We start from the raw sequence: 15,551 nt of genomic DNA on the forward strand, positions 1-15,551 counted from the left end.
TTAACGGGTCTGTCTATACAGCTCTGACCAGGCACTTTACCCGGACGCGCCGACGCGCACGGGTGGCGCACGGTAGGAAACGGACGGTGACCATGCGCAGGTCATCCTGCACGCAGGGAGTCGTGACAGTGACCGAACGTCGGCTAACATCCCGGACGTCGAAGGGGAATGCTCGGTCCAACGGCGGACCGAGGGACGCCCCGGCATCAGGACGCATGGCGGTGTGATCCCGATGTTTCATCCGATCGCGCATGTGGGGGCACATGAGCACGACGGACCTGCCCGGCTCGAGCCTGCTGGCCAACCGATACCGGTTGGTCGAGCGGCTCGGCGCCGGCGGGATGTCAGTGGTGTGGCGAGGCTTCGACGAGGTCCTCGGGCGGCAGGTGGCGGTCAAGGTGCTGCCCCCGTCGACGAGCGCCGACCCCTCGTTCCGGCGCCGGCTGCGCGCGGAGGCCCAGGCCGCTGCCCGGCTGAGCCATCCGCACATCACCAATGTGTACGACTACGGCGAGGCGACCACCGTCGACGGTGAGCCGGTCCCGTACGTCGTCATGGAGCTGGTCGACGGCGAATCGCTCGCCGCAGTCCTGGCCCGGTCGCGGCGCCTGCCCTGGCCGGCCGCCGTCCGCATCGCCGCCGAAGTCTCCGCGGCGCTGGCCGCCGCACACTCCCGGGGCATCGTGCACCGCGACGTGACCCCGGCGAACGTCATGCTCACCCCGTCCGGCGCCAAGGTCGTCGACTTCGGCATCTCGGCCCTGATCGGCGAGAACGACATCGACCCCGACGGCAGCCTGCTCGGCACCCCGGCCTATCTGGCCCCGGAACGCCTCGAGGGCGGCCAGGTCAGCCCGGCCACCGATGTGTACGCCGTCGGCCTGCTCGTCTACCGCACGCTGATCGGCCAGCTCCCCTGGGACGTCGGCACCACCACGGCCCTGCTGCGCGCCCACCAGTACACCGAGCCCGACCCGTTGCCGCCGGTCGAGGGGCTGCCCGGCTCGGTAGCCACCCTGATCGCCCGCTGCCTGCAGAAGAGCCCGTCCGAGCGGCCCTCCAGCGCCGAGCTCGCCCACGTCCTGGGCACGGTGTCGGCGGGAGTGCCGGCCGCGCGCGCATTCGTCCCGGACTGGACGGACAACGGCGAGGACACCACGATCCTGCCCTCGGCCCACCAGTACACCGAGGGGGTCAGGCAGGGCCGCCCCGGATATTCGCGGCTCGCCGACGCGGCGCCCGGGCGTGGTGTCGCGTCGGTGCCGCCCGCGCCCGTGACCGCCCTGGAGGACGACGCCCCGATCTCCCCGGCTCCCGGCGCGGCGCAGCCCGTGTCGGTCGCCGAGGTCGAGGCGGCGATGGGCAGCAACAACGCCGCCCCTACGAGCGCGCCACCGATCGCACCGGCGCCCCGCGCGGCCCGTAACAGCCGCTTCGGTCCGGTGCCGCCGTCCCCGGCCGCCCCCGCGTCCGCGGGTCCTGTCTCCCCGGCCGGTTTCGATCAGGGCCGCTCGCGGTTCGCCCCGGCCCCGGAGGTCGACGACGAGCCCGGCCGCGCGCTGCGCCCCGCGTTCAACGGCATCCCGTCACCCCGGGCCGAGAGCGCGCCGACGACGCTGGGGCCGGCCCCGGCGCCGCTGCTCCCGCCACTCGGCAGACCGGCCCCCGCCGCGAGCCCGGGCAGGTTCGGTGCCCTGGCACAGCGTCGCCGGCTCCTCGCGGTCGCCGGTGCGGTCGCCGGTGTCGCCATCCTCGCCTGGGCGTTCACGGCGGTCTCCGACGACGGCCAGAAAGGCATCGTGACGGGAGCGATCGCCCCCGCGCCGGCCGCGGTCACCAGCAAGTGCGTGGTGAGCTACGCGGTCTGGTCGGACGATGGCGGCCGCTTCAAGGCGGCGGTCACGATCGCCAACCGCGACGTCAAGGCGATCGACAACTGGAAGCTGTGGTTCCTCATGCCAGGCGACCAGGTGGTCTCCGGCGGCGGCAGGCTCCAGCTCGACCAGCAGGCCCGCGCCGTGACGGTGAGCTCCAGGACGGCGCTGAACCCGCAGGCCAACACGACCATGGAGGTCAGTGGCCGCTACAGGCTCAGCAACGCCGCGCCGATGGTGTTCGAGCTGGACGGCAAACCGTGCGACACCTATGTTTCGCCGAAGCCGGGGGAGCCGTCGCGGCCGGTCGAGCACCTGAGCAACGGCACGACCCGACTCGGCCCGGTGCCGTCGCCGCAGACCCCGATCCCGGGCATCTCCATCGACCCGAGCGGCGTCGTGGTGCCGGTCCCGGTCCCGACGTTGCCCGGCGGGGACCCGGTGCCCACCACGACGAGCACGTCGACGGCGCCGACTGACACCGACAACGGCGGTGACGGCGGCACCGACCCCGACGGCTCGAACGGCGGCGACGGTGACGGTGACGGTGACGAGGGCACACCGGCTCCCTCCCCGCCTGCGCCCTCCGTCCCGTCCTCCCAGCCGGTGACCACCGGCGGCGAGGGAAGCCCGAGCGTGGCGCCGCCCTCGGCCGTCAACACCGACACGGACGACGCGGACCTGGACGACGCCGACGCGGACACGCCCGGCGCGACGGGCTGAGTGATCACCAGGTAGGACGGCCGATCGGACTTGCGGCCGGTCGTCCTTTCCGCGCGTTACAGTCGAAAGTGTTCCCGCGGGTCTTGGTTGTCCCGGTGCGGACGCGCTGCCCGAGCCGACCCCGGGTGGCCGCCTGACGAGATGCCCGCCGAAAACGGTGTGAACCGTCCCGGCGTGGCCTGTGGGCCCAGTTGATGCCCGTGCGCATGATGTTGATACCGGTCTGCAACCTGAGTGGTTCCGGTCCGCACCGCCGCGAGCGTTAGCTGGAACCAGAGCAAGTGGTCGCACATCGGGGAGTTTCACATGATCAGCACTGTGCAGGAGCTGGCCGCGGAGGCGTTGTTCGTCTCCGACCTGCAGCCGTCCGAGTGTCCCAGCAGCGAGACGGTCGAGGAGACCGTTACCGCGATGATCCTGCGGCACGGGAGTGACGGCTGTGCCGCCTCCGTCGCCGAGGAGTTCGGGCACCACCCGGAGGTCGCGGTCCGCCGGATGAACTGGGTCCGCACCGAGCTGCGCAGCGCCGCGGCGGCCCAGCGCCGCCCCCACTACGCCAGCTGAGCCAAGTTTGGGGCCTGTTTCCGCAGGTCAGGGCGGACAGCATCGTAACTGAGTCTTTTTCGCAAAAAACTCCATAAAAGCAACCGAGTTCGGTCGCCCCTGCACCCGGCGGCCGCAAATGTCTTCCTCAGCGGCCGGTTCATTCGCCGGCCTCAGCGAGCGAGGAGGACTCCGTGACTGCCACGACCGAACTCCCCGCCACCATCGGCATTCACCACGATGCGCCGTCCGCGCGCGACATCGAGGACCTCGTCCGCGAACACATGCCGATGGTGGGCCACCTGGTCCGGGAACTGCTCAACCGCGTACCCGGCCATGTCCACTCCGACGATCTGTCGTCGGCGGGATTCGCAGCGCTCCTCGGTGCCGCACGCAATTTCGACGTGAGCCGGGGGATTCCCTTCCACCGGTTCGCGGCGGTGCGGATCCGTGGTGCGTTGCTCGACGAGTTGCGCGGTCAGGACTGGGCGAGCAGATCCGTGCGAGCACGGGCTCGCAAGACCGCGCAGGCGCGCCAGGAGCTGACCGCAGCCCTGGGCCGGACGCCGAGTGAGGCCGAAGTAGCCGAGATGCTCGGCATCGGCGTCGCCGAGCTCGCGTCGGTCGAGGACGACGTGCAGAAGGCGGCCCTGCTCAGTTTGCAGGGCTTCCCGACCGGCGCGGCCGAGGAGATGGTGCCCGAGCTCTCCGAGGGGCCCGAGGACCTGTTGATCAAACGGGAGCGGCTCGGTTATCTGCATCAGGCCATCCAGGCGCTGCCCGAGCGGCTGCGGCTGGTGGTCACCCAGTCGTTCCTGCAGGAGCAGCCGCTCAGCGAGGTGGCCGCCGAACTGGGTGTCACCGAGTCGCGGATCTCGCAACTGCGGACCGAGGCGTTGCGGCTGCTGCGTGAGGGGCTCAACAGTTCCCTGGCGCCGGAGTTGCTGACGGTGGCGGCGGGCGGGCCGCGTACCCGTAAAGGGTGTCAGCATCGCCGCCGCAACGAGTATTTCGCCCGGGTCGCGGAGCAGGGCAACCTGCGGACCCGGTTGGCACTGACCGACGAGCACGGCGTGCCGATCGCCTTCGCGGCGTAAGGGCACTGTTTCCTGGGGAAGGGAAACAGCGTGGGCAGGTCCGGACCCCGGGCCTGCCCTTCCTGCTGTCAGGCCGCCTTCGCTGTCAGGCCGTTTCGCTGTCAGGCCGCTTTCGTTTCAGGCCGCGAGAGATTCCAAGGGCAGGCAGGGGAGTACGCAGAGCGGGTCGAGGGCCGCTGCCACCGCGCGGATGTCCGGGCCGACCGCGCTCGCGAGCATTCCCGGGCCGGCCAGCGGCATCAGGACGGCGTCCCCGCCGAGCAGCCTCGCATCCGGCAACGACGGTCCGGCGAGTACGACCGTGCCCGCCGCGCGGCCGCCGCCGAGGACCGCGGGGCCGGACCAGCCGGGGGCCGACGGGCCGATCGCCAGCTCGTGACGGTAGAGAGCTTTGCCCCCGTACCGGATCAGCACCTCGGTCTTGACCGTGCCGGAGGGTTCCGCGTGCCGGCCGCAGACCAGGTCGTCGCGCCAGATCAGGGTGCCGCCCCGCTCGACCGTCACCTCGGTGGCCGCGAGATGGTGGCAGCCGGCCGCGGCGATCAGCGGTTCCGGTGCCCAGAGCAGCGTGCCACCGGCGGCGACCGTGGCGCGCACGGCGAGCCGTGATGCCGGCAGTTCGAGGCGGCCGGGGAGGGCGAGCTGGGCGGCCACACTGCGTACGGTCAGCCGCGCTCCCGGCCCCACCTCGATGTCGAGCCGCAGGTCGTCACCGCGCAGCGGACCCGCCGCACCGCCGACCAGGTGGACGGTGAGGTCGCCGCCGCCCCGCCGGCCGGTGCGGCGCAGCAGCAGCGGGGACTCCCCACGCAGCACGGACGGCCGGGTACCGCCCCGGCCGTCCGCCTCCGCAACGATGTGCGCGCTCGCCTTCACGTTCTTACGCGGGCACGCGGTCGGCGACGAGCGCGCGGATCCAGTCCGCGACGGCGGTGGCGTTGCGGTCCTCGGTCAGCGACTGGAAGACCGTGGGCAGCTCGCCGCGGCGCGCACGGGCGTCGCGGTCCATCACCGACAGGTCCGCGCCGACCATCGGGGCGAGGTCGGTCTTGTTGATGACGAGCAGGTCGGCGGTGGTGACGCCGGGGCCGCCCTTGCGGGGCACCTTGTCGCCGCCGGCCACGTCCACGACGAAGATCTGCTTGTCGATCAGGCCCTTGCTGAACGTCGCGGTGAGGTTGTCGCCGCCGCTCTCGACCAGCACCAGATCCAGCGGGCCGAGTGCCTCCTCGAGATCCTCGACCGCGTCGAGGTTCGCCGAGATGTCGTCGCGGATCGCGGTGTGCGGGCAGCAGCCGGTCTCGACCGCGCGGATGCGGTCGGCCGGCAGAACGCCGTTGCGCAGCAGGAAGTCGGCGTCCTCGGTGGTGTAGATGTCGTTGGTCACGACGGCGAGCCGCAGTTCCTCGCCGAGCGACCGGCACAGCGCCGCGACCAGGGCGGTCTTGCCGGAGCCGACCGGTCCGCCGATGCCGATGCGCAGCGCGCGCGGCCCGGTGCCGAGCGGCGCGTGTGGGTCGACGTCCGAGTCGGGATGGGTGTGCGGAACCTCGTCCGGCTCGTGCACGTGACCGTCGGAAACATGTTCAGGATGCAAAGAGACGCACCTCCCAGGTGGCGTGGAGCTCGGCGCCGATGTCGAGCAGTGGTGCTCCCGCGGCCGGTAGGTCGTCGACCGGGTCGCCGATCCGGGACGCGGCGTCGGCCGCGATCCGGTCGCATTCGGGGGCGAGGCGCGCGATGAGTGCATGCACCTCGTAGGGGTCCAGGCCGAGCAGCCGGACCGCCGCACTGGCCGGGCCGGTGACCGTGCCGTGGGCGGCCGCCACCGCGGCCTCCAGCGGTCCGAGCCCGGCGGCGTTGGCGAGCGCGCCGAGTGCGACCGGGTGGTGCGGGTCGCGGCCGATGGTCGCTACCGGCCACATCGCGCGCCCGGCCCGCAGCAGGGCCCGTCCCTGTGCTCGTGAGGCCTTGCGCAGCGCGGGCGACGGGGTGCGAGCGTCCATTCCCGCATCCAATTCGTCCCATCTGTCCACACGTGCGCAGGAGTAGGCCGCGAAGACCGCGGCGACCAGCCCGGACGTGACGAGCCGGCCGAGCAGGAACTCGCCGGTCGATGCCACGTCGTGGACGCGACCTGCGGCGACCTGGGCCTCCAGACCCCCGGAGTGCGCGTGCCCGCCGGACGGCAGGCGCCCGTCACCGAGGACGAGGAGGGTGGCCAGGGACATCAGAACAGGTGGTAGCGCTGGGCCATGGGCAGCTCGGTCACCGGGTCCGGCTCGACGACCTCGCCGTCGATGCGGACGATGAAGCTGTCCGGCTCGACCTCGATGCGCGGGGTCGCGTCGTTGAGCGGCATGTCCGCCTTGCCGACGCCGCGCGTGTTCTCCACGGGGACGAGGGAGCGCTTGACCCCGATCCGATCGCCGAGCAGCGCGTCGATCGCGGCCGGGGCGACGAACGCCAGCGAGGTCGCCGCGGGGACCACGCCGTACGCCCCGAACATCGGGCGCGGCAGCATCGGCTGGGGCGTGGGGATCGAGGCGTTCGCGTCACCCATCTGCGCGGACGCGATCATGCCGCCCTTGATCACCAGCGCCGGGCGGACGCCGAAGAAGACCGGGTCCCAGAGCACCAGGTCCGCGAGCTTGCCGGGTTCGATCGAGCCGATCTGCCCCGACATGCCGTGCGCGATCGCCGGGTTGATCGTGTACTTGGCGACGTACCTGCGGGCTCTGAGGTTGTCAGCCGGACCGTCACCGCTCAGCGCGCCCCGCCGGGCCTTCATCACGTGCGCGGTCTGCCAGGTGCGCATGATGACCTCGCCGACGCGACCCATGGCCTGCGAGTCGGAGCCGATCATCGAGATCGCGCCGAGGTCGTGCAGCAGGTCCTCGGCCGCCATCGTGGACGGCCGGATGCGGCTCTCGGCGAACGCGAGGTCCTCGGGCACCGCGGAGTTCAGGTGGTGGCAGACCATCAGCATGTCGAGGTGCTCGCTGAGGGTGTTGCGGGTGTACGGCCGGGTCGGGTTCGTCGACGACGGCAGCACGTTCGGCAGCGACGCGACGGTGATGATGTCCGGTGCGTGCCCGCCGCCGGCGCCCTCCGTGTGGTACGCGTGGATCGACCGCCCGGCGATCGCCGCGATCGTCTCCTCGACGAAGCCGGCCTCGTTCAGCGTGTCGGTGTGGATGGCGACCTGCACGCCGGACGTCTCGGCGACCCGCAGCGCGGCGTCGATGACCGCGGGCGTCGTGCCCCAGTCCTCGTGCAGCTTGAAGCCGCCCGCACCGCCGCGCAGCTGCTCCCACATCGACTCTTCGCTCATCGTGTTGCCCTTGCCGAGCAGCAGCACGTTGATCGGCCAGTGGTCGAGCGATTCGAGCATCCGGGCCAGGTGCCAGGCGTTCGGCGTGACCGTGGTCGCCTTGGTGCCCTCGGCCGGGCCGGTGCCGCCGCCGATGATCGTGGTGATGCCGCTGGCCAGCGCGGTGTCCAGGATGGTCGGACTGATCAGGTGCACGTGGCTGTCGATCGCGCCCGCGGTGAGGATCTTGCCGTTGCCGGCGATGATCTCGGTGCCGCCACCGATGACCAGGCCGGGGGTGACCCCGTCCATGGTGTCGGGGTTGCCGGCCTTGCCGAGCGCGACGATGCGCCCGTCGCGGATGCCGACGTCGGCCTTGATGACACCCCAGTGGTCGAGGATCGTGGCGCCGGTGATGACGGTGTCCGGGGTGCCCTCGGCGCGGGTGGCGCGGGACTGGCCCATGGACTCGCGGATGACCTTGCCGCCGCCGAAGACGACCTCGTCGCCGGGGTTCGGGCCGGCGCTGCGGTCCTCCTCGATCTCGATCAGCAGGTTGGTGTCCGCGAGCCGGATCCGGTCACCGGCGGTGGGTCCGTAGAGAGCGGCGTACCGGCCGCGGTCCAATGTGCTCACCTGGTGCTCCCGTTCTCGGGACGTTCTTCAGCGGGAGAACCGATGGGCGCGGGAACGCCGGACGGGGACGGATCGAGCGGGCCGCCGGCCAGGCCACGCAGGCCGGGCACGATGCGGTTGCCGGTGAACGGCACGAGCGTCACGTCGCGGGGCATGCCGGGCTCGAAGCGCACCGACGTGCCGGCGGGAACGGCGAGGCGGTGGCCCCACGCGGCGTCGCGGTCGAAGTCGAGGGCCGCGTTGGACTCGGCGAAGTGGTAGTGCGAGCCGACCTGCACCGGGCGGTCACCCGTGTTGCGTACGGTCAGATCGAGCACGGGCCGTCCGGCATTGATCTCGATGTCGCCCTCGCCCAGGATGACCTCACCCGGAACGAAACCGGGGGTCACGAGATCGGCCCGTGGACGGTGACCAGCTTGGTGCCGTCGGGGAATGTCGCCTCGATCTGCACCTCGACCAGCATCTCCGGCACGCCGTCCATGACGTCGGCGCGGGTGAGCACGCGCCGCCCGGCGTCCATCAGCTCGACAACCGTGCGCCCGTCGCGGGCCCCTTCGAGCAGGTAGGCGCTGATGATCGCGACGGCTTCGGGGTAGTTGAGCTTCAGGCCCCGGTCCCGCCGCTTGTGGGCGACGTCCGCCGCGACATGGATGAGCAGCCGTTCCTGCTCATGCTGGCTGAGGAACAAACCAACCTCCCCTGATCGCGAGCGATGCTTGCAGCTCCACGTTTCCGACGTGTTACCCAGCGTCAGCAGTACATTTTGATCATTCCACGGGTACGCGCTCCGCACCGGAGAAGAAACGCCGTCGGTGAGCAACCGGGCGAATGTGCTGCCCCGGAACTCCCCGAGGCGTCAGAATCGATGTCGGGCTATGTACGTTTGCTCCCGTGACAGCTCCGATTCCCGCCCCTCGCGGGCTGCCCGTCGTCGGCAACGCGCTCCAGATCCCCGTCACCGGAGGGCACCGGTTCTTCGCTGATCTGGCCGCCGCCCACCCCGGCGGCATCTTCAAGCTCAACCTCGCCGGCCGGCACGTCGTGATGGTCTACGACCCCGACCTGGTCGCCGAGGTCAGCGACGAGAGCCGGTTCCACAAGCCGATCGACCCGCCGCTCGCGCACGTCCGCGACTTCGCCGGCGACGGCCTGTTCACCGCGTACGACGGCGAGGAGAGCTGGGGTCAGGCGCACCGGATCCTGCTGCCCGCGTTCAGCCAGCGGTCCATGAAGGCCTACTTCCCGCAGATGCTCGAGGTCGCCCAGGACCTGATCGGCCACTGGGAAACAAGAAGCGACGTCGACGTCACCGAGGACATGACCCGGCTCACGCTCGACACGATCGCGCTGACCGGGTTCGGGCACGCGTTCCACTCCTTCGAGCAGCCGGAGTTGCACCCGTTCCTGCAGGCCATGGGGCGTGCGCTGACCGAGGCGATGCACCGCACCCGGCAGCTGCCCGCGATCACCGGGCTCAAGCGCAAGGCGGACGCGGCATACCGGGCCGACATCGCCCGGATGCAGGACCTGGTCGACGAGGTCATCCGCTCCCGGCGCGCGTCGGGGGAGAAGGCCCAGGATCTGCTCGGGCTGATGCTGGAGGCCGCCGATCCGGTGAGCGGCGTACGCCTCACCGACGAGAACATCCGCAACCAGGTCCTCACGTTCCTCATCGCGGGGCACGAGACGACCAGCGGCACGCTCTCCTTCGCGCTGCACCTGCTGATGCGCAACCCGCACGTGCTCGCCCAGGCGTACGCCGAGGTCGACCGGATCCTGCCCGGCGACACCGTGCCCACCTACGAGACCGTGATGAAGCTCGACGTGATCCCGCGGATCCTCGACGAGGCGCTGCGGCTGCACTCGCCGATCACCGCGATCGGGCTGATGGCCAACCACGACACCGTGCTCGCGGGCAAGTACCACCTCGACGCCGGTCAGAAGGTCGCCGTGCTGCTGAAGCCGCTGCACGTCCACCCCGGCGCCTGGGAGAACCCCGACGAGTTCGACATCGACCGGTGGCTGCCCGAGCGCAAGGCGGCGCGGCATCCGCACGCGTACAAGCCGTTCGGCAACGGCGAGCGGGCCTGCATCGGGCGGCAGTTCGCGCTCACCGAGGCCCGGCTCGCGCTGGCGATGATCCTGCAGCACTTCGCGATCTCCGACCCGCACGGTCACCAGCTCGCGATCAAGCAGACCCTGACCATCAAGCCCGACAACCTCACCCTGCGGGTGCGGCCACGCCAGGAGCACGAGCGGCTGTCGGTCGCTGCCACCGATGACGCGCCGGCTGCCGAGTCGGTCGAGGTCGAGGCTTCGGGGGTACGGCTGCACGTCGCGTACGGCTCCAACCTCGGCACCTCCGAGGACCTGGCCCAGCAACTCGCCGACCGCGCCCGCCGCTCCGGCTTCGACGTCACCGTGCAGACCCTCGACGAGCTTGCCGACGATCTCCCCTCGGAGGGCCTCCTCGCCGTCGTCACGTCCAGCTACAACGGCAAGGCCCCGGACAACGCCCAGCGCTTCGACGAGCTCGACATCCCGGCGGGCACGCTGACCGGTGTCCGGTACGCCGTCCTCGGCAACGGCAACACGCAATGGACCACGTACCAGGCGTTCCCGAGCAGGGTCGACGCCGCGCTCGCCGCCGCCGGTGCGACCCCGATCGTGGCGCGCGGCGAGACCGACGCGGCCGGGGACTTCGACGCCATGGCCACCGCGTGGCTCGACGGGCTGTGGTCCGCGCTGGCCGCCTCGTTCGGGGCGACCTCCGACGCTGCCCCGGCGGCCTCGCGGTATTCGGTCGAGGTGCTCGGCGAGGATCAGGTGCGCCCCGCTGTGGTGTCCGCGCAGGCGTACCCCGTCACGGTGGTGTCGATCGACGAACTCACCCGGCCCTTCGCCCTGCCGGCCGGGGTCGCCCGCCCCGGCGTCAAAGCCGTCACCGTACGGCTGCCCGAGGGCGTCACCTACGAAGCCGGCGACCACCTCGCGGTGTACGCCAAGAACCATCCGGAGCTCGTCGCGTGGGCGCTCGGCGTGCTGCGCGTACCCCGCGACCGGGTGCTGCGTCTCGCCCAGGACGGCAACCGCCCGTCGTCGCTGCCGATCGGCGTCCCGGTGACCGCGGAACTGCTGCTCACCGAGTTCGTCGAGCTGCAGGAACCCGCGACGCGCAGCCAGCTCGCCGTCCTCACCGCGCACACCGGCTGCCCGTGGACCACGGGCCAGCTCGCCGCCCTGACCCCGGAGGAGCTCCTCGAGAAGCGCGTCTCGGTGCTCGCCCTGCTCGAACGGTTCCCCGCCATCGAGCTGCCGTTCGGTGTGTTCCTGTCGCTGACCGGCACGATCCGGCCCCGCTTCTACTCGATCTCGTCGTCCCCCGCGGCCGACCCCTCCCTGGCGACGCTGACCGTCGGACTGGTCGACGGGCCCGCGCTGGCCGGACAGGGTCGCTACCGCGGGATGTGCTCGCAGTACCTGGCTCGGCTCACACCCGGGGACACCTTCTTCGGCCACGTACGCGTCCCCGCGCCACCGTTCCGTCCGCCGGCCGACCCGCGTACCCCGATGATCCTGGTCGGTCCCGGCACCGGCGTCGCCCCGCTGCGCGGTTTCCTGCAGGACCGCGCCGCCCAGCCCGCGCGCGGCCCGGCGAAACTGTTCTACGGCTGCCGCCACCCCGAGCACGACTTCCTCTACCGCGACGAGCTGCTGGCCTGGGAAGCGTCCGGAGTGGTCGACCTGCACCTGGCATTCTCGGCGCAGGAGGAGCACCCCCACCGCTACGTCCAGCACGCACTGGCGGCGGCGGGCGACGAGGTCTGGGAGCTGCTCGACCAGGGCGCCCACGTCTACGTCTGCGGCGACGGCGCCCGCATGGCTCCGGCCGTACGAGCAGAACTGTCCGATCTGTACGCCCGCAAAACCGGCAGCACTCCCGCCCAGGCCGCGGAGTGGTTCCTTGCCCTGGAAGCCGCCGGCCGCTACCAGCAGGACGTCTTCGCCTGAGCCATCTCGTTCGAACGGGGCAGTGGGGGTGCGCCGGAACTGCGATATTGATCGCCATGTTCTCCCGCTCCCTGCCCGCGGCGCTGGCAGCCCTGGTCCTCGCGACCGTGCTGCCGGCGTCGCCCGCCCTCGCCGGTCCCCGCGACCAGCAGTGGTACCTCGACGCCCTGAACGTCCCGGCCGCCCAGCAGCTCAGCCGCGGTGCCGGCGTCACGATCGGGGTACTGACCAATGGCGTGCCGGCCGAGCATCCCGACCTCGCCGGGCAGGTCCTCCCGCTGATGCGCCTGAGGATCGCGACTCACAAGTCCATGATCCCGGTCGCCGCGGACTGGCCGGTGCAGGATCCGGTATCCACCGGCGAGATGGGCCTGCTCGTCGCCCGGGGCGGCACGGGCCTGCTCGGCGTCGCACCGGAGGCGAAGGTGCAGCCGGTCATGTGCTCCAGCCTGCCCAAGGACCTCGACTTCTGCATGCACTGGATGGTCGACTCGGGCGTCGACGTCATCGACCTGGGCAGCACCTCCATGCTGGCCATCGGCACCGACTTCCACACCTTCGACGGCTTCCGCTACGCCCTCGCCCACAACGTCGTGGTCGTGATGTCCTTGAAGGACGGCACCCAGATCCCCGCCGCCGACCGAGCCGGCGTCATCCTCGCCGGCGGCCTCGACAGGAACGAGAAACTCCCGGACGGCATCACCCCCGAAGCAGGCGTCACGGTACGAGCCCCCGCCGGCGACCCGGTCTGGAGCCCCCCGGCCAGCCAGGTGCTGACCCTCGACCCGACAGTCACCGGCGGCTACGGCAAGCAGCTCCTCCTCGGCTCCGACCGCCTGGCCGCCGCACTCGTAGCCGGCGTGGTCGCCCTGGTGCGCGCCAAGGACCCCGCCCTGAACGCCCCCACGGTCATCGACCGCCTCGTCCGCCACACCAAGGACCTCGGCGACCCCGGCCCCGACTTCACCAACGGCTACGGCCTGGTCAACGCCGTCCTGGCAGTCGGCACCACCGGCGCCGTGCTCACCGACAACCCCCTCGGCAACCCCGGCCCACCAACACCCGCCACCCACCCCCGCGCCTTACTCATGCCGATCGTGGTAGCGACCGTGGGCGTCCTCCTGCTCATCCTCCTGGCCGCCGGCCTCACCACCTTCCTCATCCTCCGCACCCGCCGCCACCGGCACTGACCTTCGCACCCTTTGGCGCCGGGCTGCTGGCTGAACCCGCACAGCGTCCGCCCACCGCGGGGCTGTCAGTAGTTGAACCTGTTCGCTTCGTGACGCTGGAAAAGAAATAGGGTTTCGTCGTGAAGCTGGATGTTGCGCCAACCTGGACGGCAGTGCAATTTCTGCCGCAGAAATCGGGTCGCGCCCGAATATTGTTCGAGCCGCCCCGATGGGGATGACGCTGAGGAGTGGGTGGGTCACACCGCGTCTGGGTCAGGCTGGGTTGGCGAGGTGGCCGAGGGGGAGTGGGCCGCGGCTCTTGACGGTGCGGATGGCGAAGGTGCTGCGGGCGTCCACGATGGTGTCGATGATCAGGATCTGGTCGATCAGGATGCGCTCGTAGGCTGCGAGCGACGGCGCGGCGACCTCGACCAGGAAGTCGGCGTTGCCCGAGATGATGTGGCAGGCGACCACGGCGGGGATGGCGATGAGGGCTGCCTCCACCTTTTGGGAGTTCTTCTGGGAGTGCCGTTCGACCTTGAGCTCGATGAAAATGGTCAGGTCGAGGCCGAGGCGTTCCCGGTCGAGTTCGGTGCGGTAGCCCGCGATGATCCCGGTCTCCTCCAGCGCGCGCAGCCGGCGCAGGCAGGCCGAGGGGGAGAGGCTGACCCGGGCGGCCAGATTGAGGTTGGAGATGCGCCCGTCGTCCTGCAAACATTCCAGGATCGCGATGTCGGTGTCGTCCATCGAACAACTTTATGCGCTGACGACGGCGTTTGGCGACCTGAAGTTGCGTCAGAGGCCGATCTTGGGGCCATCTTTGCCATCGCGTGCGGCGTCGTTTTTGCCAGGCTTGGATCATGTCAATCACCGCCTCACGGGGCGTCGCACTCTACGTCGGCGCCCTGCTCGGCCCGGGCCTCCTGGTCCTCCCCGGGCTCGCCGCTGCACAGGCCGGCCCGGCGTCGATCATCGCCTGGATCGGCCTGCTGGTGCTCTCCGGCCTCATCGCCATCGTCTTCGCGGCCCTCGGCGTCACCCGCCCCTCCGCAGGCGGCGTCGCCGAATACGCCCGCATCGGCCTCGGCGACCGCGCCGGCCGAGCCGTTCGCTGGCTCTTCCTCGCCGGCATCACCACCGGCGCGCCACTGGCCTGCTACATGGGCGCCGGCTACCTCGGCGGCAACCGCATCACCACCGCCATTGCCTCGGCGGTGCTGCTGCTGGTCGTCCTCGCGGTGACCCGGCACGGCGTCCGAACCTCCACCACGATGCAACTCGTCCTGGTCGGACTGCTGCTGGCGGTCATCCTGCTCGCGGTCGGCGGAGCAGCCCCCCACTCCCGAACGGCCAACTGGACCCCGTTCGCCCCACACGGATGGTCGTCGATCGGCCCGGCCGCCACGGTCCTGATGTTCTCCTTCGTCGGCTGGGAGGCGATCGCCTCGCTGACCGGCCGCTTCACGAACCCCCGCCGCGACCTGCCCCGCGTCATCGGCGTGGCCTTCGCCATCACCACAACCATCTACCTGACACTGGCGTACGTGACGGTGGCCGCCCTCGGCGACACCGCCGCCACGGCCACCCCGATCGCCGCCCTGCTGGAACTCGGCATCGGCACCGCGGGCCCGGCCGTCGCCGCAGTCAGCGCGGTGATCCTCACCCTGGGCACGGTCAACGCCTACCTGACCGGCGGGATGCAGATGGTCGCCCGACCCAGCCGTTTCACCATTGCCATCCTGGTCACCGAAGCAGCCTTGCTCACCCTGCTCGGCACGGGCACCATCTCGACCACGGTCGCGGTCACCGTACCCACAGCCTGCTTCCTGCTGGTCTATCTGCTCTGCATGCTCTCCGCGATCCGCTCGCTGCCGGGCTTGACCCGCCCGATAGCCGCGGTGGTGGCGGCTGCCGTCGTGGTCGTGCTGAGCTTCGGCGGGTACGCGGTGGTGCCCGCGATTCTCCTCACGGTCGCCGCCTTCGCCCTGCCGCTACGACGAGGCGAGGAGCTCAGTTCCAGGCGTTCGAGGTGCAACCTTGCGAAGGCCCACCGGGAGAGCAGTCGCAGGGATCGCGTTGCGACGCCGTGCCCGCGTGCCCAGGGCGCCACCCGAGCCAGGGGCGAAGCAGGGCGACGCCGTCGGTGAGGGCGGGATCGGGAAAGGGCAGATCGGGCACGTTGCGA

General features: G+C 71.0%; 13 protein-coding genes. 6 read left to right on the plus strand and 7 right to left on the minus strand.

The window, feature by feature from the left end; genetic code table 11:
- Nucleotides 1-263 precede the first annotated feature (263 nt).
- The 3 genes from Aco04nite_RS50200 to Aco04nite_RS00630 all read left to right on the plus strand — a co-directional run bounded on the left by Aco04nite_RS50200 (nt 264) and on the right by Aco04nite_RS00630 (nt 4,237).
- On the plus strand, nt 264-2,597 hold the full coding sequence (locus Aco04nite_RS50200) for a serine/threonine-protein kinase (RefSeq protein WP_212995236.1): 2,334 nt from the start codon (nt 264-266) through the stop codon (nt 2,595-2,597).
- Nucleotides 2,598-2,903: 306 nt separating this feature from the next.
- Nucleotides 2,904-3,161 (plus strand): hypothetical protein, encoded by a 258-nt coding sequence (locus Aco04nite_RS00625; protein ID WP_203837873.1) that lies wholly within the window; start codon nt 2,904-2,906, stop codon nt 3,159-3,161.
- A gap of 173 nt (nt 3,162-3,334) precedes the next feature.
- Entirely contained in the window at nt 3,335-4,237 is a 903-nt protein-coding gene (locus Aco04nite_RS00630) for a sigma-70 family RNA polymerase sigma factor (protein ID WP_212995237.1), read from the plus strand.
- 117 nt (nt 4,238-4,354) lie between these two features.
- Here the strand turns inward: Aco04nite_RS00630 and Aco04nite_RS00635 are convergent, their stop codons facing one another.
- The 6 genes from Aco04nite_RS00635 to Aco04nite_RS00660 are packed head-to-tail and all read right to left on the minus strand — an operon-like array spanning nt 4,355 to nt 8,874.
- Nucleotides 4,355-5,113 carry an urease accessory protein UreD gene (locus Aco04nite_RS00635; protein ID WP_212995238.1) on the minus strand — a complete coding sequence of 253 codons (759 nt, stop codon included), beginning with the start codon at nt 5,111-5,113 and terminating at the stop codon, nt 4,355-4,357.
- Between the two features lie 4 nt (nt 5,114-5,117).
- Nucleotides 5,118-5,834, minus strand: coding sequence for an urease accessory protein UreG (ureG, locus tag Aco04nite_RS00640; RefSeq protein WP_280519296.1), 717 nt, complete (start codon nt 5,832-5,834; stop codon nt 5,118-5,120).
- Entirely contained in the window at nt 5,824-6,468 is a 645-nt protein-coding gene (locus Aco04nite_RS00645) for an urease accessory protein UreF (RefSeq protein WP_212995239.1), read from the minus strand. Before Aco04nite_RS00645 ends, ureG begins: the two co-directional genes overlap by 11 nt.
- Complete coding sequence (locus Aco04nite_RS00650; protein ID WP_212995240.1) at nt 6,468-8,186, minus strand: urease subunit alpha; 1,719 nt, start codon at nt 8,184-8,186, stop codon at nt 6,468-6,470. Before Aco04nite_RS00650 ends, Aco04nite_RS00645 begins: the two co-directional genes overlap by 1 nt.
- Nucleotides 8,183-8,575: an urease subunit beta gene (locus Aco04nite_RS00655; RefSeq protein ID WP_212995241.1), complete on the minus strand. Its 393-nt coding sequence runs from the start codon at nt 8,573-8,575 to the stop codon at nt 8,183-8,185. Before Aco04nite_RS00655 ends, Aco04nite_RS00650 begins: the two co-directional genes overlap by 4 nt.
- On the minus strand, nt 8,572-8,874 hold the full coding sequence (locus tag Aco04nite_RS00660) for an urease subunit gamma (RefSeq protein ID WP_212995242.1): 303 nt from the start codon (nt 8,872-8,874) through the stop codon (nt 8,572-8,574). The genes Aco04nite_RS00655 and Aco04nite_RS00660 overlap by 4 nt, the downstream gene beginning before the upstream one ends.
- Before the next feature lie 203 nt (nt 8,875-9,077).
- Here Aco04nite_RS00660 and Aco04nite_RS00665 point away from each other — a divergent pair, with 203 nt between their 5' ends.
- Complete coding sequence (locus Aco04nite_RS00665; RefSeq protein WP_212995243.1) at nt 9,078-12,197, plus strand: bifunctional cytochrome P450/NADPH--P450 reductase; 3,120 nt, start codon at nt 9,078-9,080, stop codon at nt 12,195-12,197.
- Nucleotides 12,198-12,253: 56 nt separating this feature from the next.
- On the plus strand, nt 12,254-13,387 hold the full coding sequence (locus Aco04nite_RS00670) for a S8 family serine peptidase (RefSeq protein ID WP_212995244.1): 1,134 nt from the start codon (nt 12,254-12,256) through the stop codon (nt 13,385-13,387).
- Between the two features lie 252 nt (nt 13,388-13,639).
- Here the strand turns inward: Aco04nite_RS00670 and Aco04nite_RS00675 are convergent, their stop codons facing one another.
- Nucleotides 13,640-14,113, minus strand: a complete 474-nt coding sequence (locus Aco04nite_RS00675; protein ID WP_212995245.1) for an Lrp/AsnC family transcriptional regulator — start codon at nt 14,111-14,113, stop codon at nt 13,640-13,642.
- A 113-nt stretch (nt 14,114-14,226) separates the two neighbouring features.
- Between Aco04nite_RS00675 and Aco04nite_RS00680 the strand changes: the two genes are divergently transcribed.
- Nucleotides 14,227-15,513 (plus strand): APC family permease, encoded by a 1,287-nt coding sequence (locus Aco04nite_RS00680; protein WP_212995246.1) that lies wholly within the window; start codon nt 14,227-14,229, stop codon nt 15,511-15,513.
- Nucleotides 15,514-15,551: the final 38 nt, after the last annotated feature.

Origin of the sequence: Winogradskya consettensis, assembly GCF_018332715.1 — a bacterium.
GTDB lineage: Bacteria > Actinomycetota > Actinomycetes > Mycobacteriales > Micromonosporaceae > Actinoplanes > Actinoplanes consettensis.

What these genes read in the sequence shown, in the direction of transcription:
- Aco04nite_RS50200 (WP_212995236.1), top strand. Translation starts at nt 264, where the DNA reads ATGAGCACGACGGACCTGCCCGGCTCGAGCCTGCTGGCCAACCGATAC.
- Aco04nite_RS00625 (WP_203837873.1), top strand. Translation starts at nt 2,904, where the DNA reads ATGATCAGCACTGTGCAGGAGCTGGCCGCGGAGGCGTTGTTCGTCTCC.
- Aco04nite_RS00645 (WP_212995239.1), bottom strand. Translation starts at nt 6,468, where the DNA reads ATGTCCCTGGCCACCCTCCTCGTCCTCGGTGACGGGCGCCTGCCGTCC.
- Aco04nite_RS00670 (WP_212995244.1), top strand. Translation starts at nt 12,254, where the DNA reads ATGTTCTCCCGCTCCCTGCCCGCGGCGCTGGCAGCCCTGGTCCTCGCG.
- Aco04nite_RS00675 (WP_212995245.1), bottom strand. Translation starts at nt 14,113, where the DNA reads ATGGACGACACCGACATCGCGATCCTGGAATGTTTGCAGGACGACGGG.
- Aco04nite_RS00680 (WP_212995246.1), top strand. Translation starts at nt 14,227, where the DNA reads ATGTCAATCACCGCCTCACGGGGCGTCGCACTCTACGTCGGCGCCCTG.